This window comes from Aliifodinibius sp. S!AR15-10, from assembly GCF_031569985.1.
GTDB lineage: Bacteria > Bacteroidota > Rhodothermia > Balneolales > Balneolaceae > JAMQKA01.
This window is the reverse complement of the sequence record NZ_JAMQKA010000014.1, coordinates 1-26,500: the sequence shown is the minus strand read 5'-3', so window position 1 is coordinate 26,500 and position 26,500 is coordinate 1. Positions and strand designations below refer to the sequence as shown.

Below are 26,500 nucleotides of genomic sequence, written 5' to 3'. Positions count from 1 at the left end.
CCGATTACTTCAATCCCTTCCTTTTTGGGCCCGTTGCCGTTAAGCTTTGATATTTGGTTGATTCTTATAACTTTATGATTAATAACGTGTTGTGAAAAAAGATGGGGGAGTCTGCTGCCAATCAAAGGTACTGTAACATCAGGTAGGGGATAACCTCTTCTTATATCGGGATCACTAAGCGTATGGGGTAATCCGAGAGTACCCGCTGCGGGAATACACCGCTCAAAATAATTCCAATTAATCATATCTCTAAAAGAAAATCTGGTTGTATGAAAACGAAAAACGCTCTTCGCGCAAAACCATTTGGTATTCTATTAGTGTTGCTTTTTTTGACCTCCTGTTACAGCGTTCGATTTAAAACTGTGGAAGGTGTACCCAAGCCCGATCCTTTTAGCGAACGCAACGATTATTTTCGTGATATGATGGTTGTGGAAAAGGACACCGTAATAAATATGGGAGTGGTTGATAAAGATTTTACGATGCTGATAGATGACTGCGCTGACGACGGCCTACATACCGTGGAGTATCGGAATACATTCGGCGGTATTTTGCTGAATGCCGTTACGTTTGGCAGGAAACGGCAGGTGAGACTTAAATACGTTTGCATGAAACCTTCAAACTAGATCATTATGGCCAGGACAAAACATCACAAAAAAGATAAATGGGATACGTTGCACCGAAATGGACCCTTCCCGCTGAAACGACTTTATGTTACGGAATTGGAGGGAGAGGCGGTATTCCCTTCCAAAACTGAGCGCTATAACGACGCTGCTCGTGAGATTCAGCGGCTTCTCAAGGAAACGGTCGACGCCGGTGAGGGCTTCCGGGCCTATGGATCCCGGTGGTCGCTCTCGAATATAGCTCATCACAAGGACCGGATGCACTACAATGGTTATATGAATTTGCACCTGCCGCTTAAGGATGAATATTATCACGAGGATACGGCCTATGACCCGGAGGACCTGTTCTTCTTTGAGTGCGGGAACACAATCAAGGAGCTTTCGCAGACGCTGAGTTCACACGGGAAATCCCTGAAAACGAGTGGTGCCAGTAACGGCCAAACGATTGCCGGCAGCATTTCAACCGGTGTTCACGGGTCGGCCATCGATGTGGGAGCCATACCGGATTACGTGGTCGGACTCAACTTGATTATTGGCCCCAATTCGGACGACATCGTCTACCTGGAACGCCACTCCCGCCCGGCACTGAGCGATACGTTTGGTGAGAAATTGAATGCGCGAGTGATTCGGAATGACGACCTTTTTAATGCCGCGCTGGTTGGTCTCGGGGCTTTCGGGTTTATTCACGGGGTCGTTATTGAGGCCGAGGACCTGTTCTTGCTTAATCGCTATGTAGTGAAAGTGGACAAGGAAGTAGCGTTGAAGCTGGCCGATACGTTGGATTTCAAGAATTCAGAATTCAAGATTGATGGGGAGACCGATGAGGACGGCAAGCCACTCCGCCCATTCCACTACAAAGTGTTTATGAATCCGTATAATGATGAGGATCAGTATGTCGTGGAAGTGCTCTACAAAAAGCCATACGAAGTGCCATATCCTGATCCCTTCCCGGCAGTGCAGAAGACGACCTACCGGGAGCTGATCAACCTGTTTATCAAAGTAGCCGAACAACATCCGAATATCATACCTAAGCTTATCGACCAGCTTACGGATGTTGTGCTACCATCAGTCGATCAGAGTACGACCGGTACGCACGCCGAACTGTTTTGGGACTCTCAATACCAGGGACCGGCTTTTGCCTGTTCTTTTGGTGTAGATCACCGGGACTCATCGAAAGCGTGGGAGATCCTCTCACAAGTGGCACGGGAGGAGGGGCCGTTCCCCGGGCTCTTTGCAATGCGTTTTGTCAAGCAATCGGATGCGACGCTGGCCTTTACAAAATTTCCCATCACCTGCATGATTGAGATCGATGGAGTGCTGTGGGAAAAATCGGATAGACTGCCGAGCCTTACCGAGTTTTCTCACCTGATGATCGATGCCCTGAAAGCCAACGATATTCCGTTTACGCTGCACTGGGGTAAAAATGCGGATTGGGCCTATCCGGGGTTGGTTGACTATATGTACGGTAACAAAGCAGAAAAATGGAAGGAACTGAGGAGCGCTCTGCTCTCCCCTGAAATGGCGAAGGTATTTTCCAACGATTTTCTGGATACTACCGGGCTGTCTGAAATCAACGAGGATGTGGATGAAGAGCTGATAGCTTCTTTGAGGTGATTAGTGAAACTCTGTTTTCAAAAGCTGAAAATCACTCTACCAGGTAAATACCATCATCCTCAATAGTAATAATGTTCTCCTTGTAGAGGCGACCGATCGCTTTCTTATAAGTTTTCTTGCTCATCTCCAGGCGCTGGTGAATCTCTTTGGGGTCGCTTTTGTCATGAAGGTCAAGATAACCACCCAGCTGTCTCAACCGCTGCAGGATATGCTTCGCGTTTGGCTCTACCTTCTTGTAGCCGATCGGCCGTAGGGTAACGTCAATCTTATTGTCATCGCGGATTTTTTTGATATAGCCGGTGGTTTGATCCCCGTAGTATATATCGCGGTAAAACTCATTGTGATAAACAAGCCCTTTGTACTGCTCATTGATGATCACATTGTATCCAAGCTCGGTTTCATCCCAGATCCAGAGGTCAACCTTCTCTTTCTCTTGAAGCTTTATATTCTCATTGTCCAGGTATCGATCGATTTTAGCGGTCGCCACCAGGCGATCAGTCTCCCGGTCGAGATACATATAAACCAGCCGGGTTTGGCCCACCTGCATCTTCTCGGTTTGTTCGCTGTGGGGTACAAACAGGTCTTTGTCGAGTCCCCAGTCGAGATAAGCACCGTATATATTGGTGTCGTTGACTCTCAATAGAGCAATACTGTTGAGTGTGATCCTTGGTTCCTGCATGGTGGCGGTAATGCGTTCTTCCCCATCTTTGTAGAGAAAAACGCGAACATTTTCTCCCTTCTGAAGCTTGCGGTCAGCCAGCTTATTGGGTAGCAAAACCGTCTCGTCTGTCTTGGAGGAAGTGTTGACAAGAAAGTATCCGTGATCTGTGATTCGTGCTACGTTGAGAGTCTGGTAGGTACCTAGGTTGAACATGAATAATTTTTGGATATTGAATTGATTAACGCACAAAGATAAGTCCCTCAGGTTTCATAAACCAAGTTTAATCAAGGCAGTGTTTTATTAGTTGATTGGTATAGTGGTTATTTGTTGTCAGCTGCAATAGTTTCACCTCAGCGAGTTAAAAATATTTTCTGAAGACACAATTTTGGGAGGGCACAAAAAGTTATATTAAAATGACTATAACATTTATAGTGAGGATACTATGGACAAGGGTAAAATTATTGCTGTGTTAGGAGCCACCGGAGCACAGGGTGGAGGATTGGTTCAAGCTATTCATGAGGACAAAAGCGGAGAGTTCAAGGCACGGGCGTTGACAAGAAACGTAAATTCCGAAAAGGCCCTGGAACTGAAAAAACTAGGTGCTGAAGTAGTCCAGGCCGATGTTGATGATCTCAAGAGCCTGGAAAAAGCATTTAAAGGGGCCTATGGGGCGTTTTGCGTAACTTTTTTCTGGGATCACATGTCGCCGGAAAAAGAGCTGGAGCAGGCGCGGAATATGGCCCAGGCAGCAAAAGCAGCTGGATTGAAACATGTAATTTGGTCCACGCTTGAGGACACCCGAAAATGGGTACCACTCACCGACAACCGCATGCCCACACTGATGGGTAAATACAAAGTGCCTCATTTTGATGCCAAAGGGGAAGCCAACACTTTCTTTACTGAACTTGATTTGCCTGTGACCTTTTTACACACCTCCTTCTACTGGGATAACCTGATTTATTTCGGTATGGCCCCCAAAGTGGGAACAGATGGAACACTAACCTTTACGCTGCCGATGGACAACAAAAAGCTTCCTGGCATCGCATCTGATGATATCGGCCGGTGTGCCTATGGGATTTTCGAGAAAGGGAGGGAATTTATTGGTAAAAGCGTTGCGATCTCCGGTGAGAATTTGACAGGATCACAGATGGCGGAGTCACTGAGCAAAGCATTGGGGAAAAAGGTGACATACAACTCGATAAACCCTGAAACATATCGAGGATTGGGTTTCCCGGGTGCTGATGATCTTGGCAATATGTTCCAGTTTAAGCGTGATTTTGAAGAGAGTTACAGTGGCGCCCGTAACCTGGATATTGCACGGTCGTTGAATCCATCTCTGCAGACCTTTGATCAGTGGCTTGCAAAGAATAAAGACCGGATTCCGTTGAATTAAGCTACTTGGGTTCCGTCATTCTTTGGCGGGACCCAAGTCTAAATTAATTGTGAGCAAAAAATATGAAATAGCCCTGAAATGCTATCGTTTACAGGGCAATAATCACCAGGGCTATGAATAGCAGTGTAATCACCATTTCCGCCAATAGCTCTTCGGCAGAAATAAAGGTGCGGATCGTTTCATATCCATAGCTGAGTAGAAATGCGATTCTATCTAGCGAGGTCATATTATGGAGTAATAAGATTGCCTTTTATTTGACTACCCCCTATAAGAGAGCCGGCGGGTGTATATGTTACATTTTTCCTGTTTCGATCTCGACAGTACAGCTTGAAAGTCGGTTCAAGTATCGCTCGTGAACCCGGGTGGAAGGCAGTCCATGAGATTCATCCTCTCAAATTACGGCGTTCGACTATATGATACATGCTTTTGTCCACTATTCGATTTTGATAGAGATGTATCTGTTTCCAGAAGCCGAAGGTAGGCAAGCAACAGAAACATAGATTGGTTTCGTTGCAAATGAGATGGGTCTTGGCTCATATATCCTTTTCGCTGACCTGCAGAACTACTCTTCCTCTCCCTCATCTACCGTTTCACGACGGCGCATGATGGCTCGAATCCAGAGAATACCGATTCCCACAAAGGGGAGTGCGTAAATGACAACAGCAATGGGACCGATTGACCCATCCGGTGTTGCTTCGACCTCAGAATGCAGTTCATCGCCCCAGCCGTTACCCTCTAAAATGATTCGTACTTTCCACATCTCACCTTTGTCAAACTCCACCTCAGTCATATAACGAGCCCCGTTTCGGGTTCGCTGAGATTCTGCGGTATACACTTTTTCATCAAGCCTCCCTGAGGCAGGGACAACGCCGACCTGTACAGATCTAATGTCATCTTGGATGGCGGATTCGTCTTTCGGCTCCATAACCACAAAGAAAGTTCCGATCCCGATGTCCGGGTCTGTCCAAACCGACACCAGGTACGGTCCCACTTCTTTGTCAACGATGATAGGAAACGGAGGTCCTTCATGAGCTATTGAGCGAGGTGCCAGGGTGATCAGGCTCAAACAAAAAAAGAGGGCAGGCCACCATTTGTTCATTGCAAATCGGTTATCTTCGTTGGGTGTTGAATCCATAAAAGTAATTTCAATTCTTCACTAAGTTAACAATCAGCCTCCAAGAAAAGTACCCCGCATCTCCATCGGTTGATTGAGCAGCCAAAGGGCAGCGCAGAAAAGCACCACGCAGAGGATTGCCCAGGGGATGAAAGCTTGCCAGGGGCGTGCTTTGTAATCCCGGAATGAAATTTTATAGGTAACGAGCAGCGATCCCAAAAGGCCGAGGCTAAGGAAGCCCAGCTCAAGCGGGTAGACCAGTCCCGGCTGCATCCCGGAAAGGCGCCACATCGGCTCACCCAACAAGGGTATTCCCAAGTCGGCCAGGACGCTTTGAACAACGGGCACAAACGTCCAGATGCCGGTAAACAAATGGAAGCTGTAATGAGCCAGCCACAGGCCAAATCCAAAAGGTACCAGCGCATAGGAATAGCGCATGACCACGGGAAGTAACTTTTCATGAGTCGCAGTCCATTTGCTAGTGCCAAAAGCTGCTGCCGCCAGTAACACAACCGGCTCAACCACCAGCATAAGGAAAAAGAGGGTGGCCAGCACGGGCAGTTCAGAGGTGGTGTGCAATACACCTGCCAGCCAGTTTTGGAAAGCGTACACCGGACTCACCATGCCAAAGGCATTAAGCAAAGCTCCGAAAGTGAAAATGAGCGCAAGCACGGACAGGTCCTTGCGGTTGGTAAAACGCCCGATGCCGGAACGGCGCGTTTTTTCCCAGAGCTCACTGCCCGGTACTTTGGTTGCTACGGCTACATTGTCGTGGGGACACGCATGCACGCAGTCCATACAAAAAGTACAATCCATGTTGCCTGTTTTCCTCGGTTGGAAAAGAGCCAGCTCACATCCCCGCTGGATAACATTGTCGTGATCGTTGGGATCCCGCGTGCCTTTGATGCAGTCCTTTGTTTCGCAGGTAAGGCACATGTCAGGATCGGCTACCTTTACTTCGAACGGAGAGACGGTAGAGGAGATGAAATTAAACTGACCGATGGGGCATACATATTTGCAGAACGATGCCTTTTTGAAGAATGCATCTACCAAAAGCGCCGCCGAAAAATAGCCTATGATGAGCCAGGCGGTCCACCATGGTGAGCCCCACAGGTCAAAATATTCGTAGGCAAACAGGATCGCTACAAAAAGACCGATTGAAAGCCATTTGTTGCGAAGCCAGCGAGGCCAGTTACGTACCGGCTTGGTAAATCGACGGGCCAGCTCGCGCGGCAACATAAACGGGCACGCCATACAGAAAAAATTACCAGCCACCAAAAGGATGAGCACTAGAATACCCCGGTAATGCACCCAGGTAAAGAGGGTTGAAAGGTTTCGTGGAGCCAAATCCGGTCCAAAGAGACCATGCAGAATCATGGCCAGTGCAATGACAAGCGTGATACTCTGCAGGAACATGCGTGAATGACGCCAGCGCAGGAAATCTCCGATAACCGGGAGTTTCAGCAGGTTTGTACCACCGCCCATTCCCGGTATACTGTTATTAGCACTCATTATATCATACCTGTCCTTCTATTATTCTGAACGAACTCCGGGTATCTTAATCTGTCTTTCTACAATGCGATCATCAGGAAGGGTGGACGTGACCAAAAGGATCCAGTCTCCACCCATGGTGAATTCCATTTCGGCCGAGTAATGACCCGGTTCTACTTCTTCAGCCGTGGCCTGAATCGGCTTCATGCCCGGGTGAGACATCGTTCCTTCAAGCTTCACTTTCGCCCCTGTCAATAATTGTTGAGTACTGTCTCTCAGTGTAATGTCGATGGTGGCCATGCCTACGCTCGGCGGATCGGGTTCAATTTCCCAGTTCAGCTTGACATCAGAATGGTCATCTACAGAGGATTGACATCCAGCAATTGTGAAGCATAGCAGGAGGAACAAAAGCTTCGATTTTTTTGCTAAAGGGTAATACGAAAATTGGTCACCACTGATACTAAAACTCCAAAAAGGCATATTTGCCGGTAGCCTCAATAATTATTTTGCTGATGATCTCGGCTGCACAACACAGGAACATTTAATGTGCTGTTCTTCGCCGGGTGGTGGAAACATGTGCAAATACATACCCACAATCATGGGAATAAACACCAATGTATTATAGATCAAGTGTAGTTCAACACGGGGCACCCAAAGCTGAACGATGCTGATCGGGACCGGGGAATTGAACAGGTTTTCACCTACGATCGCCTGTCCCTGTAGCAGGGCATGTTCAATGTGATGCCAGAATTGTATCCAGAAAGAGATCATCCACCAGGTATAGGCCTTCCCGGTAAAGCCTGTTCTGAAGATCCATAGCGCAGCGAGCATGACAATGGCATACCCATAGTGCAATATCTCTGATGCAATCAAAGAAGGGAAATAGAGTCCTAAAAACCCAAGCGATTCTGGAATAGGCCAACCCAGAACATATACTTGATAGGCTTGTGCAAGATGCTCCGCCCAATGGGCCATCACAATAACCATAAAAATTTGAAGCCCGCGTTCATGCCATATCGTATTAAGTTTTTCCTCCCAATAATTGTAAGAATAATTGTAAGAAGATTGCCATGAGGGTTGAACAGGGGCAGCCTGTTCGTGTGTAGCTGTTTTATGCGCCATTTCCTAACCGATTTTAATGTTGGTGGTAACCAGGTACCCCTCTAACAGAGTTTAAGCCCTTTTTTCTGTCCACTGATTATAAAACCCTTTCTAAAGAATAACAAGTGGGTGACGTCAAAAAAATATTTGCTACTGGTTTTCTATTTATGGTTTTTATTCTCGGATTTTTTGGCAGAGCGGTCAGCACCGCTGATCAGAGAAAGGGATGGAATAGGAGATAAACCGACCTCCGCAAGCTTAATCATAAATTTATCATATCATGTCAAATAGCCGATCTGTATCAATATTTATTGTTTTTTCGAGTTTGCTAGTATTTATACTCATAGTTCAATTTGAGAGCGTGGTAGCGCAATCTGTCACTGATGAACAGAAGCGAGCCTTTCCTTCACTGAAATTTGGTGGATTCCTTCAGCAGCAATTCATCGCAGATGATGCGCCCAATTCCCCCGCCCGTTTTGCCATTCACCGCGCACGGGTTGGGGTTGTGGGAGACATCACGGACCGCATTAGTATAAACCTGGTTGGCGGGTATGCAGAACCACCCAACAATACGCCCCGTTTGGTTAATGCGTTTATCGATTTTGATATTGATCCGCTACTCCAGATTCGTACCGGTCAGTTTTTGCTTCCTTTCGGGTTAGAGGGTCCCCAGCCCATTTTTCTAAATCCCTCGATTGAACGGTCAAATGCCATACGACGACTTAGCACATTTACAATGTTCCGAGATGTGGGCATTCGAGTAAGTGGTCGCCACTCCATCGTGAATTATGCGGTAGCTTTCGTGAACGGTGAAGGGGCCAATCAAACCGAACAGTTCGATCCCAAAGATCTGATGGGACGTGTTGGGGTGAATTTAGCCGATAATTTTGAGCTGGGGATATCAGGACACTTGGGTCAGTATCGGCCAAATTCCTCTTTGGATAATCACGAAGCCCGCTACAAGGTAGGTGCGGATGTCAACTACAAGGGCAACCCGGTGTTTCTGCGGAGCGAGTATATTTTTCGCCAGGATGAGTTGTCCACTGGTAACAGCAGGGAGATGCATGGAGGGTATTTGTTGGGTGGCTATAAGTTTAGTGAAAACCTGGAAGCTATTGCCCGATATGAATATTACGATCCCAAATACATCAGCAGATGACGACCATCTGACTGCACTTATGCTGGGGACAAGTTATTATCTTCAGGGAAATACACGCCTTTCTCTTAATTATGAACTACTTGAGGATCACTTGAATCCTGATCTTGGAAACCTCTTCACGGTGCAGATGCAGGTAGCTCTTTAAAAACAGAAGCCGCTATACATTAGTATGAATACCATCTTTGGCGCTGTGCGTTAAGCTGTAACAAGAAGATTACGGTCTGTAAAGTAGTTATCACCTTTGAGTGGGTTATATCACTGTGTTAACAGTACATGTATTTACATGTTGTGTCATATTGCGGATTTTACTATACTTTTATTGATCTACTAAGAACAGTAATCAAACATTTTGAATATGATTACAGAGTTGCTAACAGAACCGTGGCCCTGGTACATTGCAGGTCCGTTAATTGGGTTGATGCTGCCACTTCTGCTGTATATCGGTAACAGATCGTTTGGCGTGTCATCGAGTTTTCGGCATGTCTGCTCCGCTACGTTACCGTCCAAAATCGAATATTTTAACTACAACTGGAGAGCTAGCAGTTGGAACCTCTGGTTGGTAGCCGGTATGATTATCGGGGGCTTCCTGGGTGGTTTTGTCTTTGATAATCCTGAACCAATTCAGCTCGCTACTGAAACCAGGCAGGATCTTGCCGCGTTGGGAATCAGTGATTTTGACGGAATGATTCCGAATGACCTTTTCAACTTGACAAACCTGCTTTCTGTAAAAGGACTCATCGTCATGATACTGGGCGGGTTCCTGGTGGGCTTTGGTGCCCGCTACGCCGGGGGATGCACATCCGGCCACGCTATTACGGGCATGGCTACATTCCAAAAGGCATCACTGATTTCCACTGTAGGTTTTTTTATTGGGGGGCTTATTGTAACCTATTTACTGTTGCCCTTCATCCTAAGTTTATAATTAAAGCGTAAAATTTTGTATCGATGAGGTACTTGTTTGCAGGAATATTTTTCGGTTTTGTATTGATTAAATCAGAAGTTGTCTCTTGGTTTCGTATACAAGAGATGTTTCGTTTCGATTCCATCCATATGTACGGTGTGCTCGGTTCAGCGATTGCAATCGGGGCACTTTCAGTTTGGATTATCAACCGCTTTGAATTGAAGGATGCGGATGGAAATGAGATGAAGGTTAAATCCAAAGACAATTCACTTAACAAACGCTATGTGTTGGGTGGATTAATTTTTGGATTGGGATGGGCGCTGACTGGGGCGTGTCCGGGCCCATTGTATGTACTGAGTGGCAGCGGACTGCTGATTATGCTGGTTCCACTGGTAAGTGCTATCGTGGGAGCATGGGTGTATGGATACCTCAGACCCAAGTTACCCCATTAGGTAAAAATTATTAAACAATAATGCATCAAATAACAAAGTAGAGAGAGTTGTTAGCGTTATTTGAAATTTGCCAAAACTATAGAGATATGCGTCATGTTTTTTAAACAAATTTTTGAAGAGAAGCTAGCGCAGTATGCGTATATGGTTGGGTGTCAGGCTTCGGGAGAAGCCATTATTATTGATCCAATGAGAGATATCGACCGGTACGAGGAATTTGCGAATAGAGAAGGACTCGAGATTATAGCTGCAGCTGATACCCACATCCATGCCGATTACTTGACAGGTGCGCGGGAATTCGCCGAGAAAGGTGTAAAGATTTATGCTTCTGATGAGGGAGGTGATGACTGGAGGTACGAATGGCTTATTAACAGTGATTACAATTACCAGCTGCTTAAAGACGGCGACCGCTTCAGCATCGGGAATATCCATTTTGAGGCGTGGCATACCCCGGGGCATACGCCAGAGCACCTCACCTACAAAGTAACCGATGGTGCTGCCGCCGATGATCCGATGGGACTGATAACAGGAGATTTTATTTTTGTCGGCGACGTCGGTCGCCCGGATTTGCTTGAGACAGCAGCCGGTCAAAAGGGCGTGATGGAATCATCGGCACGAACACTTTACGACTCGGTAACCGAGTTTATGCGGCAGCCAGAGTACCTGCAGGTGTGGCCGGGGCACGGGGCCGGAAGTGCCTGCGGAAAGGCATTGGGAGCGGTTCCAGAATCCACGGTGGGATATGAGCTGCGTTTTAATCCCTCCATAAAAGCAGCGAGCAGCGAGCAGAATTTTGTTGATTTTATCCTTGAGGGCCAACCGGAGCCCCCGCTCTATTTTGCCCGTATGAAGCGCGACAACCGCAGGGGACCCAAGTTACTGGGTAAACTTCCTCAACCGCAACACCTGGAGACGGAAGGTTTTATAGAAGAGGGCTGTGGCGAAGGAGCTGTTATCCTGGATACCCGGAATCGATCTGACTTCGTGGATGGACATATTTCAGGTTCATTGTCGAGTCCCCTGGACAAAAATTTTGATACTGTGAGCGGCTCATTTATCAGGGAAGAGGAGCGGATATATCTCGTTATAGAACCGGAGCGCCTCGAGGAAGCGGTACGCGCGCTGATCAGGATCGGCCTCGATAACGTTGAAGGATACATCACGCCGGCAGATTTATCTGATTACCAGGAGAAGGGGGAACCCCTTGATCATATTGAGCGCACTGATTTCGGGAAGCTGCAAGGTCTGATAAATGCTGAAGACTCCGCCGTACTGGATGTCCGAAAGGCTACAGAATATGAAGAAGAGCATATCGAGGGGGCGATCAACATAGCTCATACCAGGTTATTGGAGCACCTGGAGGAGTTGCCAAAAGACAAAACCCTGCTGGTTCACTGTCAGTCGGGGGGGCGCGCTTCTGCCTCAGCGGCATTATTACAACGCAATGGTTACCGCGTGAAATTAGTGGATGATCATATTAATAACTGGCCGGATCTCGTTAAAAAGTAAATGAGTCGAGACGTTTTGGCCGATCATTTTTCAAAGGAGGACTTATGTTTTGGGCCTGGCTTGGAGCGCTACTTGTAGGTATATCCCTGGGGTTGTTGGGATCCGGGGGCTCCATCCTGACAGTGCCTGTGCTTGTTTACCTCGTAGATGAACCAGAAAAACTAGCTATTGCGGAATCCCTTGGTATTGTAGGAACCATAAGTCTGGCAGGCGCTATTCCTTATGCCATTAAGAATAGGGTGCACTGGAGAAGCGTACTCTACTTTGGTCTTCCGGGCATGGCTGGGACCTACGGCGGCGCTTTCCTGGCAAAGTATGTTTCCGGCACGCTGCAGCTTGTTGTGTTTGCCTTTGTGATGATCATTGCTGCCATCATGATGTATAGAAACCACGCGACACTGGAAAGTTCCTACGGCGATTATCCGCGGTACAAAATAATTCTAGAAGGAATCGGTGTGGGGGTGTTGACCGGTTTTGTAGGCGTTGGTGGTGGATTTTTGATCGTACCGGCACTGGTGTTGATGGAGGGTTTACCCATTACCCTTGCTGTGGGCACCAGCCTGGTTATCATATCGATGAAAAGTTTCAGCGGGTTTTATAAATACCTTGATGTACTTCAATCCTTCGATCTTTCGGTAAACTGGTCTCTCTTAGTCATTTTCTCAGGAATTGGCATCCTCGGAAGTTTGGCCGGCAAAAAAATTGGAGACCAGGTTTCCCAGGAAGGATTGAAAAAAGGATTTGCCCTCTTTTTGGCCTTAATGGGTGCCTACATAATTTATATGAATTTGTAGTAAACGAATAACACAGATCTGGGGTATCCTTGAGTGAATCGTAAAATTTATTCCCAAAATCCCCACTACCCTGAAACTACTATACCTGTTAGGCCTAATAAAGGGGGCGCATGCCGATGATATATGCTAAAGTCAGGTAATTAGCCACTCCGAATTCCCAAGGGGGAAGAAAGCCCAAATTATAAAAGTGGTCGAATTCTTATCCGAGATAACTCTCAGATACAGATTACGAGTTTTGCTGTAAAAATTCCTGGGTAATTTCACGGGTACGTTCCGCTCCCATATACTTTTCAAGATCATAAAGGGTGACCTTTTTTTCGCCATTATCAAAAGTATACCCCAGATATCCGTCTTCGAGTTCTGATTCGACTTCCGAAGGTTTCATGTCCAGCATCTGACTAACTTCGTCTATAGTAAACTTTGAGCGCATAGCGGTAAATGCTTTAGTAATTAGATGAAATAGATCATTTGTTAGGTTAAAAATGGGTTATAAAATAGAAAAAACTTCGAATTTGTGATATAAAGTTGCTGTTAAAACTCCTGATACAAATAACTCATTGTATTATCGGCATTTTATAGCTTAATAGAGTTTAAAGGAAGATATACCGATAATTATTAATGCTGATCCTGTAAACACCTAGGTAAAAAAGCTACCTTATAATGTAAAATTTTGGTGCATTTTTTCAACCTCGTTGTGCCTGAAACAAGAGGTGGTATGATCATTTACCATTCCTGTGGCCTGCATGTGGGCATATATGATGGTGCTGCCTATAAATTTGAAGCCCCGTTTTTTAAGATCGGCTGCCAAATGATCCGATTCTTCTGACGTAGCCGGTACCTGTTGTAACTTGGTCCAGCGATTATTTACCGGTTTCCCATCCACAAATGACCAGATATAATTCGAAAAACTGCCGTAGTGTTCCTGCAACTCAATCACTTTTTGCGCGTTATTTACCGCTGCCCGGATTTTCTGTTCATTCCGGATAATTTCCGGATTTTGTTTTAATTGCTGGATTCTTTGTTCGTCAAAACGGGCTACTTCTTCGACATCAAAATTGGCAAAAGCCTTCCTGTAGCCCTCCCGTTTTTTTAAAATAGTACCCCAACTCAGGCCAGCCTGGGCGCTCTCAAGCACCAAAAACTCGAACTGTGCCTTATCGTCTGTAACCGGTACACCCCACTCCTCGTCGTGATAGCGTACATATTCGGGAAAAGTATCCTCACACCACTGACATCTATTTTTCATATATTAGGCCTCCGTCGGTTTATAAATTTGTTTGTATATGGAACTAGTTAAAGATAATAAAACGAGACCAACACGAATGCTGTGGGAAAAAACTACTGATTATTTTGCCGAAAAAAGTGAAATTAGTGAAAATCTCGGGCATCAGATAAAAAGCCTCTCCCAGTTCTTGGAAGAAGTTATTACTGATAAAGATGATGCCGATCTTATTGAGGATATTACCGAGCTCCCAAAACTGGCCGCCAAGGCGTTTGATGAGGGTGACGAAGAGACTATGGAAGAGCTAAAAGAAAAGATCGGTGGCCTGTCCACTGAAAAGATTAGCTCGCTGTTGCGGTACTATACCGTATATTTTCACCTGATTAACTCACTTGAGCAGCACGAGATTACCCGGATCAACCGGGAACGTTCGTTTCAAACTACGGCGGACTCGCCTCGCACAGAAAGTATTGCAGAAGCGGTCTACCAGCTGAGTCAGAAGGGATACAGTAAGGAAGAGGCGATGGAAGTGATCGGCAAGCTGGATATTCAGCCGACCATTACCGCACACCCGACTGAAGCCCGGCGCCACAGTATCCTGGTGAAACAGCAGCATATTACCTCCATGATTTCCAAGCTGGAGCAGGAACAGTATACCCCCGATGAGCGTAAAACGGCGGTGCTGGAGATCCTTAACGAAATTCACCTGCTGCTGGCCACCGATGAGGTACGCTCGGCGCGCGTGACGGTAGAGGATGAAGTGGAAAACGGCATGTTCTATTTTATGAACTCCATCTGGGAGACGATTCCCGTACTTTATGATGATCTCCGGGAGGCGTTTAAAACCTATTATGACACCGTGCCTGATCTTCCGACAATTCTGAGATACCGTTCCTGGATTGGAAGTGACCGCGATGGGAACCCCAAGGTGACGGTGGATGTAACCTGGAACACCATCCTGGAGCAGCGGGAAAACGTATTGAAGCTTTACCTGGAAGAGCTCGACGAAATGCGTCGCTATCTCAGTGTTTCCAATAACAAATACACTATTACCGAGGAGCTGGAAGCCTCTATTGAAGAGGATAAAAAGCATTTTTCACTCTCCGAGCGGTACCAGCGTTTGTATCAGCATGAGCCTTACCGGCAGAAAGTAACCCTGATTATGCACAAGCTGCGTCATCAGCTGAAGACGATCCGTGAAGGTAGGAAAGGAGAAGTCTTGGAAGAAGCGCAAAAGTACAAGGCCTCTGACTTTATTAGCGATCTGCAGCTTATTAAGGAAAGCCTGGCCGAGGGTGGTCTCAAGGGGGTCAGCAGCTACGGAAAGCTCAATGACCTGTTGATACGGGCCCGAACTTTCGGTTTCCACCTGGCCAGTCTTGATATCCGACAGCATAGTAAATTGCATGAAGATGCGGTATCAGAACTGCTCTCGCTGGCAAAAGTTACGGACGATTATCAAGGCCTTTCGGAAGAGGAGAAAGTAAAGATCTTAACCCAGGAACTTTCCAACCCGCGACCCCTCTGCCCGGTAAAAGCCAGTGTTTCCGACAACACACAGGAACTGTTGGATGTATTCCAGCTTATCGGCGACATGCAGGAACTGGATGAAAACAGTTTCGGCTGCTATATCATCAGTATGACCCATGGCATAAGCGACATGATGGAGGTGCTTATACTTGCCAAAGAGCGAGGACTCTGGAGTAATGAGCAGGATGAGGTCACAAGTCAACTGGACCTGGTTCCGCTCTTTGAGACAATCGAAGACCTTGAAGAGTGCGGCGATATCATGAGTACTATTTACGAAAATGAGCTCTACGCCAAGCAGGTAGCAGCCCGGAACGATTTCCAGGAAATTATGCTGGGATATTCCGATAGTAACAAAGATGGCGGTTACTGGATGGCCAACTGGGCGCTCGAAAAAGCTCAGCAGGATCTTGGCAAAGTATGTCGCGAATATGATGTTGATTTCCGGTTATTCCACGGTCGCGGTGGTACCGTTGGTCGTGGTGGTGGTCGTTCAAACCAGGCAATCCTGGCGCTCCCGCCGATTAGCAACAACGGGCGTATCCGTTTTACTGAGCAGGGAGAGGTAATCTCGTTCCGCTATTCGCTCGCTTCCATCACACGCCGACACTTGGAGCAGATCGTCAATGCGATGCTCCGCATTACGGTCTCAGAAAATGATCCGACGCAGGAGAATCGTGACAAGCTGGAAGAGGTGATGGAACAGGTGGCGCAGCGCTCCATGAAGGCGTATCGTGATCTTATTGATGACCCGGAATTTTGGCCATGGTACACCGAAATCACACCAATTGAGCACATTAGTCGCCTCCCGATAGCGTCACGACCGGTTTCCCGAAAAGGACCGGATGCCGCTGATTTCGATAATCTGCGGGCTATACCATGGGTGTTTGCCTGGACGCAGGTGCGTTTCAACGTGCCAGGTTGGTATGGCATTGGCATTGCTCTGAAAGAGATGATCGACAAGGATGAAGAGAATCTGAAACTCTTCCGGAAATGGTACAAAGAGTGGATCTTCTTCAAAACCATCCTCGACAACGCCCAGCGAGAGATGGCTCGAACACACCTTGCCACAGCCGACGCGTATACCACCGATGCCGATGGAAAATTTTACGGCATTATTTCCGATGATTTCAAAAAAGCCGAAGAGGTGATCACCTCTATTACTGGCCTGAATGATATTCTGGATAATAGTATGGTGATTAAGAAATCGATCCGATTCCGTAATCCTTTCACGTATCCTCTCAACCTGATGCAGGTCGATCTGCTTAAACGGTGGAATGCCAACGGGGGAGCGGAAGAAGAGGAGCTTCGGGAAGCGCTGTTCCTTAGCATTAACGGAATTGCTGCCGCCATGCAGAGCACGGGTTAGTAATTCTAATTTTGAATGATGAATGTTGAATTGGTCAACTCAAAATTGACGATTCAGTATAATCACATTTAAATAATCATTTGGTTCCGTTGCCAGGCAGCGGAACCAAATTTTTTATAATTCTGAGCCAATCTGCATACTCTGTGTCATCCGTGTTCAATCAAATCTTTCATTTGGCGACGGAATTTGGGAGCGCCGCCGTTAGCCGGGTGGCGAACCGGGATGTAGTCAACATCCAGCAGATCCAGGCAATGTTCCGACTTGCGGCCAACGGCAATCACTTTTGCATCAGGATATAGCTCGAAAAAGGTCTTGAGAGCAGGAATACCGGCCTCCAATTCGGTATCCGTTGGGGTTCGGTTGCTTAGCAACCCATCTTCCGGATTATACGGGTGCCAGGCCAGCCCATTCCACAGTACCACTTCAAAAGGATTCAGCCCCAGTTTATATAACGCCTTCCACATGATCGTGGCGGTCGGCTCTGAGAATCCCTTTTGAATAACCTCTGGTTTGCTTGTTCGGCGCGGTTCGAGTTCCCGGAATACATCATCGGCCGGAATGCCGTGCGGTTTTTGCTGGTGACCGAGCAGAATGCGTTCGGAGGTCATGGCTATGCCGGTAAAATGTCCCCCTTGATAGCCCAGTGCTTCTGCCACGCAGAGATACCTGGCTGATTCCAGTCGATCTGAGAGATAGGTTCGCAGCTGTTTCCGGCGCACATTGGGAGATGAAGAATTGAGGTCATGTGCTTCATCCTGATGGTACCAGGGATTAAAGTAAGGTCCCCTCGGTGTTTGTTTGAGAAGTGTAAAAAGTTTGTCCAGTTTCTTTTGCAAGATATCGTTCCAAGAATTTTAGGAGCGTATCATCCTCTTTATTCCGGTCAGGATGTGAAACTCCGTTATATTATTATCAATTTTATTTATGTGATTATTCAAAGATACAGCGGTTAGAAGAAAAAAAAGGTGGAGACCGTTTTCAATATTATTGCTGTAGGATTTCCATTTTTCTTACTTTAGATAAAAGCGGCGGTTGCGTGAGAAATATTTCAAAAAATAAAAAGGCCAGATATGATAAGTGAAAAAGCTAACATTGAGATTGAGCAGGTATCCGAAAGTCGACTGGCTGAGGCCGACCTTGACAATCCCGGCTTTGGCCGCATTTTTGCCGATCATATGTTTGAGATGGAGTATCGGGATGGCAGTTGGCACAGCCCAACCATTAAGCCTTACGGTACAATAGAGGTCGAACCTGCCCTGAAAGTGTTTCACTATGGGCAATCCGTTTTTGAAGGAACCAAGGCGTATTACGTGGGAGACGATACAGTAAACCTTTTTCGGCCCGAAAAAAATATTGAGCGGATGACCCAATCTTGCCGCCGTATTTGTATCCCCCCGGTCCCCCCCGATCTCTTCCTGCAGGCTATTGAACAGCTTATAAAGCTTGATCACCGCTGGGTTCCCCAAAAAGAGGGCAACGCCCTGTACATTCGTCCGTTTGCCTCTGCGTTCGAACCAGTCATTGCAGCTAGTTCAGCCGATGTATTCCGATTTTATATCATCACTTCACCGGTGGGATCGTATTACTCGAAGCCGGTAAAACTATTAGCTGATCAACACCATGTGCGTGCTGCCAGAGGAGGTACCGGTGCCACCAAGACGGCCGGTAATTATGCCGCCAGTTTATATCCTGTTCAGCAGGCAAAAGATAAGGGATTTGACCAGGTTCTCTGGCTGGACGCCATTGAGCATAAGTATGTAGAGGAGGTTGGGACGATGAATATCTTCTTTCTGATTGATGACCTGCTGGTTACGCCCAAGCTAAGTGGAACGATTTTGCCAGGCGTTACGCGGGATTCCGTGATTCAACTGGCCAGGCATTGGGATGTAGAAGTAGAAGAACGCGCAGTCTCAATTGATGAAGTGATGGAAGCTGGCAAGCAGGGAAAGCTCAGGGAAGCATTTGGCACAGGCACAGCTGCGGTGGTTGCTCCTGTCAATACAATCTCCTATAACGGTGAGACCGTTACCATCCATGAAGAGGAGCGCGGGGCGCTTGGCCAGCGATTATACGATGAGATTTATGGTATCCAGACCGGCAAAAAGGAAGACCCATTCGGCTGGATATATCCTGTAACAGTTCACAGTTGACAGTAAACAGTGAGCAGTGGGTAGCAATTGGGAATTTTTCCCGGGTTGGGAGGGAGTTGCACTCCCGACCGATACGTTATTCGTAATGCGTGATACGTAAGGATAGGATTATTGATGAAAGCATTAAAAAGTTACGCATCATGTATTTCGCATTACGCAAAAGTAATCCTTGAAGCGGACCTCAGAAATAAGCAGCCTCTGATAACTGATAACTGATAACTGATAACTGATAACTGATAACTGATAACCCTACTACGCTAAAGCTCCTAGGGCAAGCGGATAACTGCCCGCTCTCCGAAGCCTAGTGTGTAGGAGGATAACCGATCAGTATCCCTTCTCAAGATCCACCTCGTTTAACAGTTCCATTCCCGAAAGCGCGCGTTTGTAATTTTCAACCACCTGTTCAGCCACTTCATGAGGAGGAGTAAAACTAGCGGCATGAGGTGTTATCATAATTTGTTTGCGGTTCCAAAACGGGTGCCGGTCCGGTAGCGGTTCTTCGGAAAATACATCCAGGCAGGCTCCCTCGATCCAGCCGGTTTCCAACGCATAGATCAGGTCTTCATCAACAAGATGTTCACCACGTGCCACATTGATTAGGTAAGCAGGATGTTCCAGCTTCTTGAACAGATCCAGATCCAGGATGCCGTGCGTCTCCGAAGTCAACGGCAGCAGGCAGACCAAAATGCGTGTTGTCTTTAGGAATTGCTCAAGTTCATCGTAAACAAATGTTTCGATTCCATCTAATTCCTTTTTTGAATACGACCAGCCAGCCACCTGGTACCCATTTTTGGCCAGCATTTGGGCTACCGGTGCTCCCAGTTTACCGAGCCCCATAACGCCCACCGGTATTTCATCAATGGTTTTATTGGGATGTTCCCTCCATTCGCGTTCGCTTCGCTGCCGGAAATAAGTGTGCAGGTTCCGCTGGTAATCCAGAACTGCCATCAGCACGTATTCCTGCATCTGCCGGACCAGGGATGAGGAAACTACACGGCAAACACTCACATTCTCAGGAAGATGCTCATCACGCAGGATGTGATCGACCCCGGTTCCCAGTGAAGAGACTACCTTGAGGTTGGGGAATTGGTTCAGCGTTCGCTTAGGTTGATTCCAGCTCACAATGAACTGAACTCGCTCTTTGTCTTCAACATCCGACCAGATTTCGACATCGAGGTTCGGATCTTCCTCCAACAGGGCCTCTTTCCAGGTCTGCATATTGTTGCGGTGCGGCGCCAGGAGCAGTAATGACACTATAATCTAATGTTCCGGGATTAAAATTATTTGTTAATACTAACGGGCATTGCTGTTGATCTCAATCCAGTAGCCGTCAGGATCTTGCAAATATACCTGGCGAACCCCATCAGGCCGGAGTTTTATTTCGTTTGGATTGCCCTCCCAATCATAGAAGGTGATATTTCGATCGCGCAAATTTCCAATGAAAGCATCAAACTTTGAGATCGCCACAGCCATATGCAGGTACTTGTTCACGCTTACCATCTCATCTTCCAGCAGCAGATGGAGCTCCAGGTTTTCCCCGAGTGAAAACCAGCGTCGGGTGGGCTTTTCGGTCTTGTTTTCCACCTCTTGTAACCCTAGCACCTCCTTGTAAAATTGTGCGGACTCATCGAGGTCGCTTACCACTATCGCCTGATGTTCGAATGTGGCGTTGAATCCCTCGGATTGCGCATATGATCCCGTAACGGCTAAAAAAAGAAATACAAATATGATAGATAAAATGTGAGTAGCTGGTTTATGTGCGGATACGTTTAAATACTGCATATTCAAAGAATAATTTTAATGTTTTAAAAAGGTAGAATTACGTTCTTCCTTATGTACATTGGTTTAATTTTTCCCGGTGACAATATGTAGCGCAAAAACTTTAACTCTGCAAGATTTCAACCCTATTTCCGCAAAATAATCAAAATAACTAATGGCGAAGAACCAATTTCTCCGTAATATATTCAGATATATACGTTGATTTTTGAGGCATTTAGGATAAAAATGAAAACAGACATTCCAGTTTCAATTTCGGCACAACCCGACAATACTACCTGCGGTCCAACTTGTTTGAAGACGATTTATAATTTTTATGATGATAATATCTCTTTGGAACAGGTAATTGATGAGGTACCGACGTTGCTGGATGGTGGGACGTTGGGCGCATGGCTGGCAATGCATGCACTCAAGCGTGGCTACCGGGCTACGATCTATTCCTATAATCTTAACCTTTTCGATCCAACCTGGTATGGGGAAGAAGCTGCTTTCATTAAACAAAAGCTGGTAAATCAAGCAGCGCTGAAAGGGGATCCTAAACTAAAACAGGTTACTGAGGCTTATATCGCTTTTCTGGATGCGGGGGGAGAGTTGGAATTTGAGGTATTACAACCATCGTTGATTCGCAGTTTTTTAAACAAGGGTATTCCGATTTTAACTGGATTAAGTGCTACGTTTCTTTATCGGAGCAAACGCGAATTGGGTACCGATAATGAGTACGATGATCTGCGGGGGGAACCTGTAGGACATTTTGTTGTGTTGCATGGGTACGACAGGGAAACAAAGACCGTAATGGTGGCAGATCCGTTGCTGGAAAACCCCTTGGCTAAAGGGCATCAATACGAAATTGAGATAAACCGTGTCATAAATGCTATTTTACTCAGTATTGTTACCTATGATGCCAATTTAATCATCATCAGAAGACCGGAAAAAACAGGGCTATGAAGTACTTGTTTGTAGTGAATAACCCCAGGAACTGGCCATTGCAGATTCCCGAGGGCGAGATCGTATCGGCTAAATTATACCTTTCGGATAGTCGATACAGCAATTTGAAAAATGTGCGACTCTTCAACCTGTGCCGTTCTTATCGCTATCAAAGCATTGGGTACTATGTTTCCCTGCTGGCGATGGCCCGGGGCCACAAACCGATGCCCAATGTCCTGACTATACAGGACCTGAAATCATCCTCCATGGTACGGTATGTTTCGGATGAGCTGGATGCTATGATTCAGAAAAATCTCAAACCGATACAGAGTAGCCGATTTACATTGAGTATCTATTTCGGGAGAAACCTGGCGAAGCGCTACGACAAATTGAGCCAGCAGCTTTTTATGCAATTCCAGGCGCCGCTGCTGCGAGCACATTTTGTCAAATCAGAGAAATGGAATTTGCAGTCTATAGGTCCTATTGCAGCTAGTGACATCCCGGAGGATCATCGTCCGTTTGTAGTGGAAAAAGCCCGGGAGTATTTCAACAGACGCCACAGCTACTTTGCGAAGAAAGGAAACAGCAGCCGTTTTGACCTGGCAATTCTGGCCAACCCGGAAGAACAATTTCCTCCCTCCGATGAACGTGCCCTGCAAAAGTTTACCAAGGCGGCGGAATCAGTTGGCTTTTATGTGGAACGGATAACCTGGAAAGATTACGGGCGCCTTGCAGAATTTGATGGTCTGTTTATTCGTGAGACGACCAATGTAAACCATCACACCTACCGGTTTTCCCGGAAGGCAGCTGCTGAGGGCTTGGTTGTTATCGACGATCCAGAATCCATTTTACGGTGTACCAACAAAGTATACCTTGCCGAGCTGCTGGAGAGAAATAAAATCGCGGCGCCAAAGACAATGATTGTGAGCGAAGAAAATGCGGAGCGGATTCAACAGGAGATCGGGATGCCCTGCATCCTAAAACAGCCAGACAGCTCATTTTCACAGGGCGTCGTGAAAGCTGATACTGCCGAAGAACTGCAAGAAGCGCTGAGGAAGCTGTTTTCAACATCCGACTTGCTAATTGCTCAGGAGTTCATCCCCACCGAATTCGACTGGAGAGTGGGGATACTAAACGGGAAGCCACTCTATGTGTGCAAATATTTTATGGCTCGAAAACACTGGCAGATTTATGAGCAGGCAAAGTCAGGCCGCACCTATGCCGGCAGGGCTGAGACGTTAAAGTTGGAAGATGCGCCCGATCCCGTAGTCACGACTGCACTCAAAGCAGCTAACCTGATCGGTGATGGTTTTTATGGTGTTGATTTAAAACAGGTCAATGGGAAGGTGTATGTAATAGAAGTCAATGACAATCCGAGCATCGATGCGGGTATTGAAGATGAAATACTCAAAGATGAACTTTACACCTGTATCATGAGAGAAATCCTTGGAAGGATTGAAAAGAAAAAAGGAGTGAGCACGCAAGTTTCCACCGCAAAATCTGATAAATGATCTGACAAACGGTTGGCAATAATCCAAATGAGGGACAACAAGCATGAGTAAAGATAAGTTACATCTTTTTGAGGCGGTTGGTGTGGAACTTGAATACATGATTGTAGATCGCGAGACCTTGGCCGTGCGCCCAATTGCCGACCAACTGCTTCACCAGGTAGCCGGAGAGTATACAAATCAGATAGAACGCGGAGTCATATCCTGGTCCAATGAGCTGGTGCTCCACGTGATCGAGCTGAAAACGAATGGCCCGGCCCGCTCACTAGAAGGATTACACCGTGCGTTTCAGGAGGAGGTCAATCACATTAATCAATTGCTGGAAGCGCACAATGCTATGCTGCTTCCCACGGCAATGCACCCACTGATGGACCCCTACAAAGAGATGAAGCTCTGGCCTCATGAATACAACCCGATTTATGAAGCGTATAACCGAATTTTTGACTGTAGGGGACATGGCTGGGCAAACCTGCAAAGTACTCACATCAATTTACCGTTTTCCGGGGATGAAGAGTTCGGAAAATTACATGCTGCCATACGAATATTACTGCCTGTTTTGCCAGGTATCGCAGCAAGCTCACCTATCGCAGATGGAGCACCTACGGGATTTATGGATTACCGCATGGAGGTATATCGAACAAACTCGCAAAAAGTACCATCCGTAATGGGGTATATTGTACCCGAAGCCGTCTTTAGTCAAGCGGAATACAATGATGTCATATTCCAGAAAATGTACCAGGATATAGCCCCGTATGATCCAGAAGTCCTATTGCAGGAAGAATGGCTTAATTCCCGGGGAGCCATTGCTAGGTTCGACCGCGGTAGCATTGAAATTCGGGTGCTGGATATTCAGGAATCGCCGTTGGTAGATATTGCTTTGGTCCGATTCATTGCGGATTCACTACGGGCCTTGGTGCAGGAACAGTTTTGCCCAATCGAAGCACTGAAGGATTGGGATGAACAGTCTTTGTACGAAATTTTACTTCAGGTTATAAAACATGGAGAAAAAGCTTTATTACCCCCGGAATACTGCCGTTCTTTTGGAATAAATAGCGATAGCAAAGTTCAGGTAGGGGATTTCTGGACCCATATTTTTGAGACTCTTTACAGTGCTGAAGAAGTAAAATCTGAAGAGCAATTGACAACCCTCGAGCAGGTACTGGAACTGGGCTCTCTTTCATGCCGAATTTTGACGTCGCAGCAGGACTGGAACAGAACAACAATATCTTCTGTCTATCGAACTCTTTCCAATACACTAAGTGAAGGGACGGTGTTCAATAGCCATGGCTAACCAAATTATTATCACCTGTGAACATGCCGGCAACAGCGTGCCCGCACCATACAGGAAACTATTTGATAATAATCCCGGAATATTAAACACGCATCGTGGGTATGATATTGGCGCTTTTGGATTGGCTAAAAAGTGTGCGCAAAGGCTGAATGTTACCCCGTTTGTTCATCATATTACAAGGTTGCTGGTCGATTTAAATCGCTCGCCGAACAGTAATGAACTTTTTTCAGAATATACCCGGTCTCTTGATGAGGAAACAAAAGAGTCTGTTCTGAACACTTATTATCAGCCCCATCGCACCAGGGTAGAACAGAAAATTGGGGATCTCATCGCCGAAGGTGAGAGAGTTCTGCATCTGAGCGTACATACGTTTACCCCCGAATTGAACGGGGCGATCAGGGAAGCCGATATCGGTCTTTTGTTTGACCCTGAGCGACCTGAAGAAAAAAGATTTTGTGAAGCTTGGAAATCTTTGCTCAAAAAGAAAACCGATCTGAATATTCTTTTTAATACTCCGTATCCTGGTGTGATGGATGGTTTTACTACTTATCTCCGAACGAAGTACAAAGTCACCGAGTATGTGGGGTTGGAGATAGAAGTCAACCAGAAGTTCCCGCAAAGCAACGATATTGGGGACTGGGAACAGGTGCAGATTTTGATCGCCGACACCCTGTATCAAACGTACAAAGAGTGGTCATAGATAACACAACTTACCAGCTATCCCTCTCAACAAAAGTACAGTCAGATTTTCTGAACTGTTGCTCTTGGAAATTGTTTTTCGCTATTTGTTAAACCCACTTTCAGTATTCAAAACCTGAGTTGATAGCGTAATTTAAATCTGCATTTTTAATGAAGCTTTTTACAGAACGAACTCCTTTTAAAAGAGATGTCCTGTTTCTGTCACTTTCAGGAATATTTTTGACATCCCTGGTCTTGGGAAATGTTATAGGAACGACGAAATTTGTCACCATTTTTTCTGTTGAACTCCCTGGGTGGCTGCAGTCCATTACTCCCAGCTTGGTTCGTGACGAAAATATCTACACGATGAGCGTTCCAGTTGGAGTTATTGCCTACCCGTTTACATTTCTGGCAACCGACTTGATTTCGGAGCTGTTTGGCAGGAAAAAGGCTCAAATGGTCGTATGGGTGGGATTTGCTATGAATGTGTTTATGCTCTTTTTGATGAGTGTCAATCACTGGCTTCCAAATACGGACGGAGTTAGTGGGGGAATAAATCTTTTTGAAGGAGTCTATGAATTTATGGTCGGCAATACCATCGCTAGTATAATCGCATACCTAACCGCCCAAACAGTAGATGTACGACTATTCCATTTCTGGAAGCGGCTCACAAAGGGAAAACATCTCTGGCTTCGCAATAATGCCTCCACCACGGTAAGTCAACTTGTAGATTCCACAGCTATTTTATCAATCCTATATATAGCGGGTAATTTAGGGGATAATGTAAACAGTATTGGAGCTTTAATTATCCTCATTCTCAACTCTTACCTCTTTAAATTTTTCTTCGCTCTTTTTGATACTCCACTATTTTACATCGGGGTTAAATTATTTAGGGAATATGATGAGGATCCTTCTGAATTTAGTCTTCTTGATGAAAAGACTGGCGCCACACAAAGTTGAGGCTCCTGGAAAAAAGAGGAAAAAATGTTCGAAAAAAGATTGACAATGGTGGGAGTAAAGCCGTATATTTTGTTTCCGTTTTGGAGATGGGTTGAAGCCAATTTTCGAATTGATTTCAACCCAATTTTTTGCTCAATAATTTGAAGCATTTGGGCACCAAAATTTGTTCTTTTTCGTAATGAGACAGACAGGTAATCGCATAGTGCGACCCGTTGATTGATTTCGATTGATTGACGATTTAAAAAACGGCCGGGAGGCAGACTCGAAGTTATTAGGTGTTTTTATATAC

The 26,500-nt window shown here is 46.2% G+C and carries 27 protein-coding genes; 16 read left to right on the top strand and 11 right to left on the bottom strand.

Annotated elements, in window-relative coordinates; all coding sequences use genetic code 11:
• Positions 1-269: 269 nt before the first annotated feature.
• A complete protein-coding gene (locus NC796_RS11145) occupies positions 270-623 on the top strand; it encodes a hypothetical protein (RefSeq protein WP_310684480.1) in 354 nt (117 codons plus the stop codon).
• A gap of 6 nt (positions 624-629) precedes the next feature.
• Entirely contained in the window at positions 630-2,234 is a 1,605-nt protein-coding gene (locus NC796_RS11140; protein ID WP_310684479.1) for a hypothetical protein, read from the top strand.
• A 31-nt stretch (positions 2,235-2,265) separates the two neighbouring features.
• Here the strand turns inward: NC796_RS11140 and NC796_RS11135 are convergent, their stop codons facing one another.
• On the bottom strand, positions 2,266-3,108 hold the full coding sequence (locus NC796_RS11135; RefSeq protein ID WP_310684478.1) for a S1-like domain-containing RNA-binding protein: 843 nt from the start codon (positions 3,106-3,108) through the stop codon (positions 2,266-2,268).
• A 229-nt stretch (positions 3,109-3,337) separates the two neighbouring features.
• On the opposite strand from NC796_RS11135, the gene NC796_RS11130 reads away from it, so the two are divergent.
• A complete protein-coding gene (locus NC796_RS11130; RefSeq protein WP_310684477.1) occupies positions 3,338-4,288 on the top strand; it encodes an NmrA/HSCARG family protein in 951 nt (316 codons plus the stop codon).
• A gap of 88 nt (positions 4,289-4,376) precedes the next feature.
• Here NC796_RS11130 and NC796_RS11125 read toward each other — a convergent pair whose 3' ends face one another.
• The 5 genes from NC796_RS11125 to NC796_RS11105 all read right to left on the bottom strand — a co-directional run bounded on the left by NC796_RS11125 (position 4,377) and on the right by NC796_RS11105 (position 8,015).
• Complete coding sequence (locus NC796_RS11125; protein ID WP_310684476.1) at positions 4,377-4,514, bottom strand: hypothetical protein; 138 nt, start codon at positions 4,512-4,514, stop codon at positions 4,377-4,379.
• Between the two features lie 336 nt (positions 4,515-4,850).
• On the bottom strand, positions 4,851-5,423 hold the full coding sequence (locus NC796_RS11120) for a hypothetical protein (protein ID WP_310684475.1): 573 nt from the start codon (positions 5,421-5,423) through the stop codon (positions 4,851-4,853).
• Positions 5,424-5,456: 33 nt separating this feature from the next.
• On the bottom strand, positions 5,457-6,914 hold the full coding sequence (locus NC796_RS11115; protein ID WP_310684474.1) for a hypothetical protein: 1,458 nt from the start codon (positions 6,912-6,914) through the stop codon (positions 5,457-5,459).
• A gap of 21 nt (positions 6,915-6,935) precedes the next feature.
• Positions 6,936-7,301 (bottom strand): FixH family protein, encoded by a 366-nt coding sequence (locus NC796_RS11110; RefSeq protein WP_310684473.1) that lies wholly within the window; start codon positions 7,299-7,301, stop codon positions 6,936-6,938.
• A 93-nt stretch (positions 7,302-7,394) separates the two neighbouring features.
• Positions 7,395-8,015, bottom strand: a complete 621-nt coding sequence (locus NC796_RS11105) for a hypothetical protein (protein WP_310684472.1) — start codon at positions 8,013-8,015, stop codon at positions 7,395-7,397.
• Between the two features lie 259 nt (positions 8,016-8,274).
• On the opposite strand from NC796_RS11105, the gene NC796_RS11100 reads away from it, so the two are divergent.
• From NC796_RS11100 to NC796_RS11075, 6 genes are all read left to right on the top strand, one after another.
• Positions 8,275-9,153, top strand: coding sequence for a porin (locus tag NC796_RS11100; protein ID WP_310684471.1), 879 nt, complete (start codon positions 8,275-8,277; stop codon positions 9,151-9,153).
• Positions 9,119-9,298, top strand: a complete 180-nt coding sequence (locus NC796_RS11095) for a hypothetical protein (RefSeq protein ID WP_310684470.1) — start codon at positions 9,119-9,121, stop codon at positions 9,296-9,298. Before NC796_RS11100 ends, NC796_RS11095 begins: the two co-directional genes overlap by 35 nt.
• 210 nt (positions 9,299-9,508) lie before the next feature.
• Positions 9,509-10,075 (top strand): YeeE/YedE thiosulfate transporter family protein, encoded by a 567-nt coding sequence (locus tag NC796_RS11090; RefSeq protein ID WP_310684574.1) that lies wholly within the window; start codon positions 9,509-9,511, stop codon positions 10,073-10,075.
• A 23-nt stretch (positions 10,076-10,098) separates the two neighbouring features.
• Positions 10,099-10,506 (top strand): DUF6691 family protein, encoded by a 408-nt coding sequence (locus tag NC796_RS11085; protein ID WP_310684469.1) that lies wholly within the window; start codon positions 10,099-10,101, stop codon positions 10,504-10,506.
• Between the two features lie 93 nt (positions 10,507-10,599).
• Positions 10,600-12,012 carry a rhodanese-like domain-containing protein gene (locus NC796_RS11080; protein ID WP_310684468.1) on the top strand — a complete coding sequence of 471 codons (1,413 nt, stop codon included), beginning with the start codon at positions 10,600-10,602 and terminating at the stop codon, positions 12,010-12,012.
• A 44-nt stretch (positions 12,013-12,056) separates the two neighbouring features.
• Positions 12,057-12,806, top strand: coding sequence for a sulfite exporter TauE/SafE family protein (locus NC796_RS11075; protein WP_310684467.1), 750 nt, complete (start codon positions 12,057-12,059; stop codon positions 12,804-12,806).
• 226 nt (positions 12,807-13,032) lie between these two features.
• On the opposite strand, the gene NC796_RS11070 is transcribed toward NC796_RS11075, so the two are convergent.
• Together NC796_RS11070 and NC796_RS11065 are read right to left on the bottom strand one after the other, a co-directional pair.
• Positions 13,033-13,236, bottom strand: a complete 204-nt coding sequence (locus tag NC796_RS11070) for a hypothetical protein (RefSeq protein WP_310684466.1) — start codon at positions 13,234-13,236, stop codon at positions 13,033-13,035.
• Positions 13,237-13,461: 225 nt separating this feature from the next.
• Entirely contained in the window at positions 13,462-14,052 is a 591-nt protein-coding gene (locus tag NC796_RS11065; protein ID WP_310684465.1) for a DNA-3-methyladenine glycosylase I, read from the bottom strand.
• A gap of 37 nt (positions 14,053-14,089) precedes the next feature.
• Between NC796_RS11065 and ppc the strand changes: the two genes are divergently transcribed.
• On the top strand, positions 14,090-16,924 hold the full coding sequence (gene ppc / locus NC796_RS11060; protein ID WP_310684464.1) for a phosphoenolpyruvate carboxylase: 2,835 nt from the start codon (positions 14,090-14,092) through the stop codon (positions 16,922-16,924).
• A gap of 146 nt (positions 16,925-17,070) precedes the next feature.
• Here ppc and NC796_RS11055 read toward each other — a convergent pair whose 3' ends face one another.
• Complete coding sequence (locus NC796_RS11055) at positions 17,071-17,760, bottom strand: uracil-DNA glycosylase (RefSeq protein WP_310684463.1); 690 nt, start codon at positions 17,758-17,760, stop codon at positions 17,071-17,073.
• A gap of 234 nt (positions 17,761-17,994) precedes the next feature.
• Here NC796_RS11055 and NC796_RS11050 point away from each other — a divergent pair, with 234 nt between their 5' ends.
• Positions 17,995-19,074 (top strand): branched-chain amino acid aminotransferase, encoded by a 1,080-nt coding sequence (locus tag NC796_RS11050; protein ID WP_310684462.1) that lies wholly within the window; start codon positions 17,995-17,997, stop codon positions 19,072-19,074.
• Between the two features lie 324 nt (positions 19,075-19,398).
• On the opposite strand, the gene NC796_RS11045 is transcribed toward NC796_RS11050, so the two are convergent.
• Together NC796_RS11045 and NC796_RS11040 are read right to left on the bottom strand one after the other, a co-directional pair.
• A complete protein-coding gene (locus tag NC796_RS11045) occupies positions 19,399-20,328 on the bottom strand; it encodes a glyoxylate/hydroxypyruvate reductase A (protein ID WP_310684461.1) in 930 nt (309 codons plus the stop codon).
• A gap of 39 nt (positions 20,329-20,367) precedes the next feature.
• Complete coding sequence (locus NC796_RS11040; RefSeq protein WP_310684460.1) at positions 20,368-20,856, bottom strand: VOC family protein; 489 nt, start codon at positions 20,854-20,856, stop codon at positions 20,368-20,370.
• Positions 20,857-21,078: 222 nt separating this feature from the next.
• Between NC796_RS11040 and NC796_RS11035 the strand changes: the two genes are divergently transcribed.
• The 5 genes from NC796_RS11035 to NC796_RS11015 all read left to right on the top strand — a co-directional run bounded on the left by NC796_RS11035 (position 21,079) and on the right by NC796_RS11015 (position 26,211).
• Complete coding sequence (locus NC796_RS11035; protein ID WP_310684459.1) at positions 21,079-21,795, top strand: C39 family peptidase; 717 nt, start codon at positions 21,079-21,081, stop codon at positions 21,793-21,795.
• The gene (locus tag NC796_RS11030) at positions 21,792-23,285 is read left to right on the top strand and encodes a RimK family protein (protein ID WP_310684458.1); all 1,494 of its coding nucleotides are present in this window, start codon (positions 21,792-21,794) and stop codon (positions 23,283-23,285) included. Before NC796_RS11035 ends, NC796_RS11030 begins: the two co-directional genes overlap by 4 nt.
• A gap of 43 nt (positions 23,286-23,328) precedes the next feature.
• Positions 23,329-24,573 (top strand): glutamate-cysteine ligase family protein, encoded by a 1,245-nt coding sequence (locus NC796_RS11025; RefSeq protein WP_310684457.1) that lies wholly within the window; start codon positions 23,329-23,331, stop codon positions 24,571-24,573.
• Positions 24,566-25,273 (top strand): N-formylglutamate amidohydrolase, encoded by a 708-nt coding sequence (locus NC796_RS11020; RefSeq protein ID WP_310684456.1) that lies wholly within the window; start codon positions 24,566-24,568, stop codon positions 25,271-25,273. The genes NC796_RS11025 and NC796_RS11020 overlap by 8 nt, the downstream gene beginning before the upstream one ends.
• A 149-nt stretch (positions 25,274-25,422) precedes the next feature.
• Entirely contained in the window at positions 25,423-26,211 is a 789-nt protein-coding gene (locus NC796_RS11015) for a queuosine precursor transporter (RefSeq protein WP_310684455.1), read from the top strand.
• The last annotated feature ends 289 nt before the right edge of the window (positions 26,212-26,500 follow it).

Excerpts from the sequence above, each read along its gene's own strand:
- NC796_RS11090 (WP_310684574.1), top strand. The coding sequence starts at position 9,509 with ATGATTACAGAGTTGCTAACAGAACCGTGGCCCTGGTACATTGCAGGT.
- NC796_RS11050 (WP_310684462.1), top strand. The coding sequence starts at position 17,995 with ATGATAAGTGAAAAAGCTAACATTGAGATTGAGCAGGTATCCGAAAGT.
- NC796_RS11085 (WP_310684469.1), top strand. The coding sequence starts at position 10,099 with ATGAGGTACTTGTTTGCAGGAATATTTTTCGGTTTTGTATTGATTAAA.
- NC796_RS11080 (WP_310684468.1), top strand. The coding sequence starts at position 10,600 with ATGTTTTTTAAACAAATTTTTGAAGAGAAGCTAGCGCAGTATGCGTAT.
- ppc (WP_310684464.1), top strand. The coding sequence starts at position 14,090 with ATGGAACTAGTTAAAGATAATAAAACGAGACCAACACGAATGCTGTGG.
- NC796_RS11115 (WP_310684474.1), bottom strand. The coding sequence starts at position 6,914 with ATGAGTGCTAATAACAGTATACCGGGAATGGGCGGTGGTACAAACCTG.
- NC796_RS11025 (WP_310684457.1), top strand. The coding sequence starts at position 23,329 with ATGAGTAAAGATAAGTTACATCTTTTTGAGGCGGTTGGTGTGGAACTT.
- NC796_RS11100 (WP_310684471.1), top strand. The coding sequence starts at position 8,275 with ATGTCAAATAGCCGATCTGTATCAATATTTATTGTTTTTTCGAGTTTG.
- NC796_RS11095 (WP_310684470.1), top strand. The coding sequence starts at position 9,119 with ATGAATATTACGATCCCAAATACATCAGCAGATGACGACCATCTGACT.
- NC796_RS11145 (WP_310684480.1), top strand. The coding sequence starts at position 270 with ATGAAAACGAAAAACGCTCTTCGCGCAAAACCATTTGGTATTCTATTA.
- NC796_RS11135 (WP_310684478.1), bottom strand. The coding sequence starts at position 3,108 with ATGTTCAACCTAGGTACCTACCAGACTCTCAACGTAGCACGAATCACA.
- NC796_RS11035 (WP_310684459.1), top strand. The coding sequence starts at position 21,079 with ATGAAAACAGACATTCCAGTTTCAATTTCGGCACAACCCGACAATACT.
- NC796_RS11075 (WP_310684467.1), top strand. The coding sequence starts at position 12,057 with ATGTTTTGGGCCTGGCTTGGAGCGCTACTTGTAGGTATATCCCTGGGG.
- NC796_RS11065 (WP_310684465.1), bottom strand. The coding sequence starts at position 14,052 with ATGAAAAATAGATGTCAGTGGTGTGAGGATACTTTTCCCGAATATGTA.
- NC796_RS11015 (WP_310684455.1), top strand. The coding sequence starts at position 25,423 with ATGAAGCTTTTTACAGAACGAACTCCTTTTAAAAGAGATGTCCTGTTT.
- NC796_RS11030 (WP_310684458.1), top strand. The coding sequence starts at position 21,792 with ATGAAGTACTTGTTTGTAGTGAATAACCCCAGGAACTGGCCATTGCAG.
- NC796_RS11040 (WP_310684460.1), bottom strand. The coding sequence starts at position 20,856 with ATGCAGTATTTAAACGTATCCGCACATAAACCAGCTACTCACATTTTA.
- NC796_RS11105 (WP_310684472.1), bottom strand. The coding sequence starts at position 8,015 with ATGGCGCATAAAACAGCTACACACGAACAGGCTGCCCCTGTTCAACCC.
- NC796_RS11070 (WP_310684466.1), bottom strand. The coding sequence starts at position 13,236 with ATGCGCTCAAAGTTTACTATAGACGAAGTTAGTCAGATGCTGGACATG.
- NC796_RS11020 (WP_310684456.1), top strand. The coding sequence starts at position 24,566 with ATGGCTAACCAAATTATTATCACCTGTGAACATGCCGGCAACAGCGTG.
- NC796_RS11130 (WP_310684477.1), top strand. The coding sequence starts at position 3,338 with ATGGACAAGGGTAAAATTATTGCTGTGTTAGGAGCCACCGGAGCACAG.
- NC796_RS11140 (WP_310684479.1), top strand. The coding sequence starts at position 630 with ATGGCCAGGACAAAACATCACAAAAAAGATAAATGGGATACGTTGCAC.
- NC796_RS11120 (WP_310684475.1), bottom strand. The coding sequence starts at position 5,423 with ATGGATTCAACACCCAACGAAGATAACCGATTTGCAATGAACAAATGG.
- NC796_RS11125 (WP_310684476.1), bottom strand. The coding sequence starts at position 4,514 with ATGACCTCGCTAGATAGAATCGCATTTCTACTCAGCTATGGATATGAA.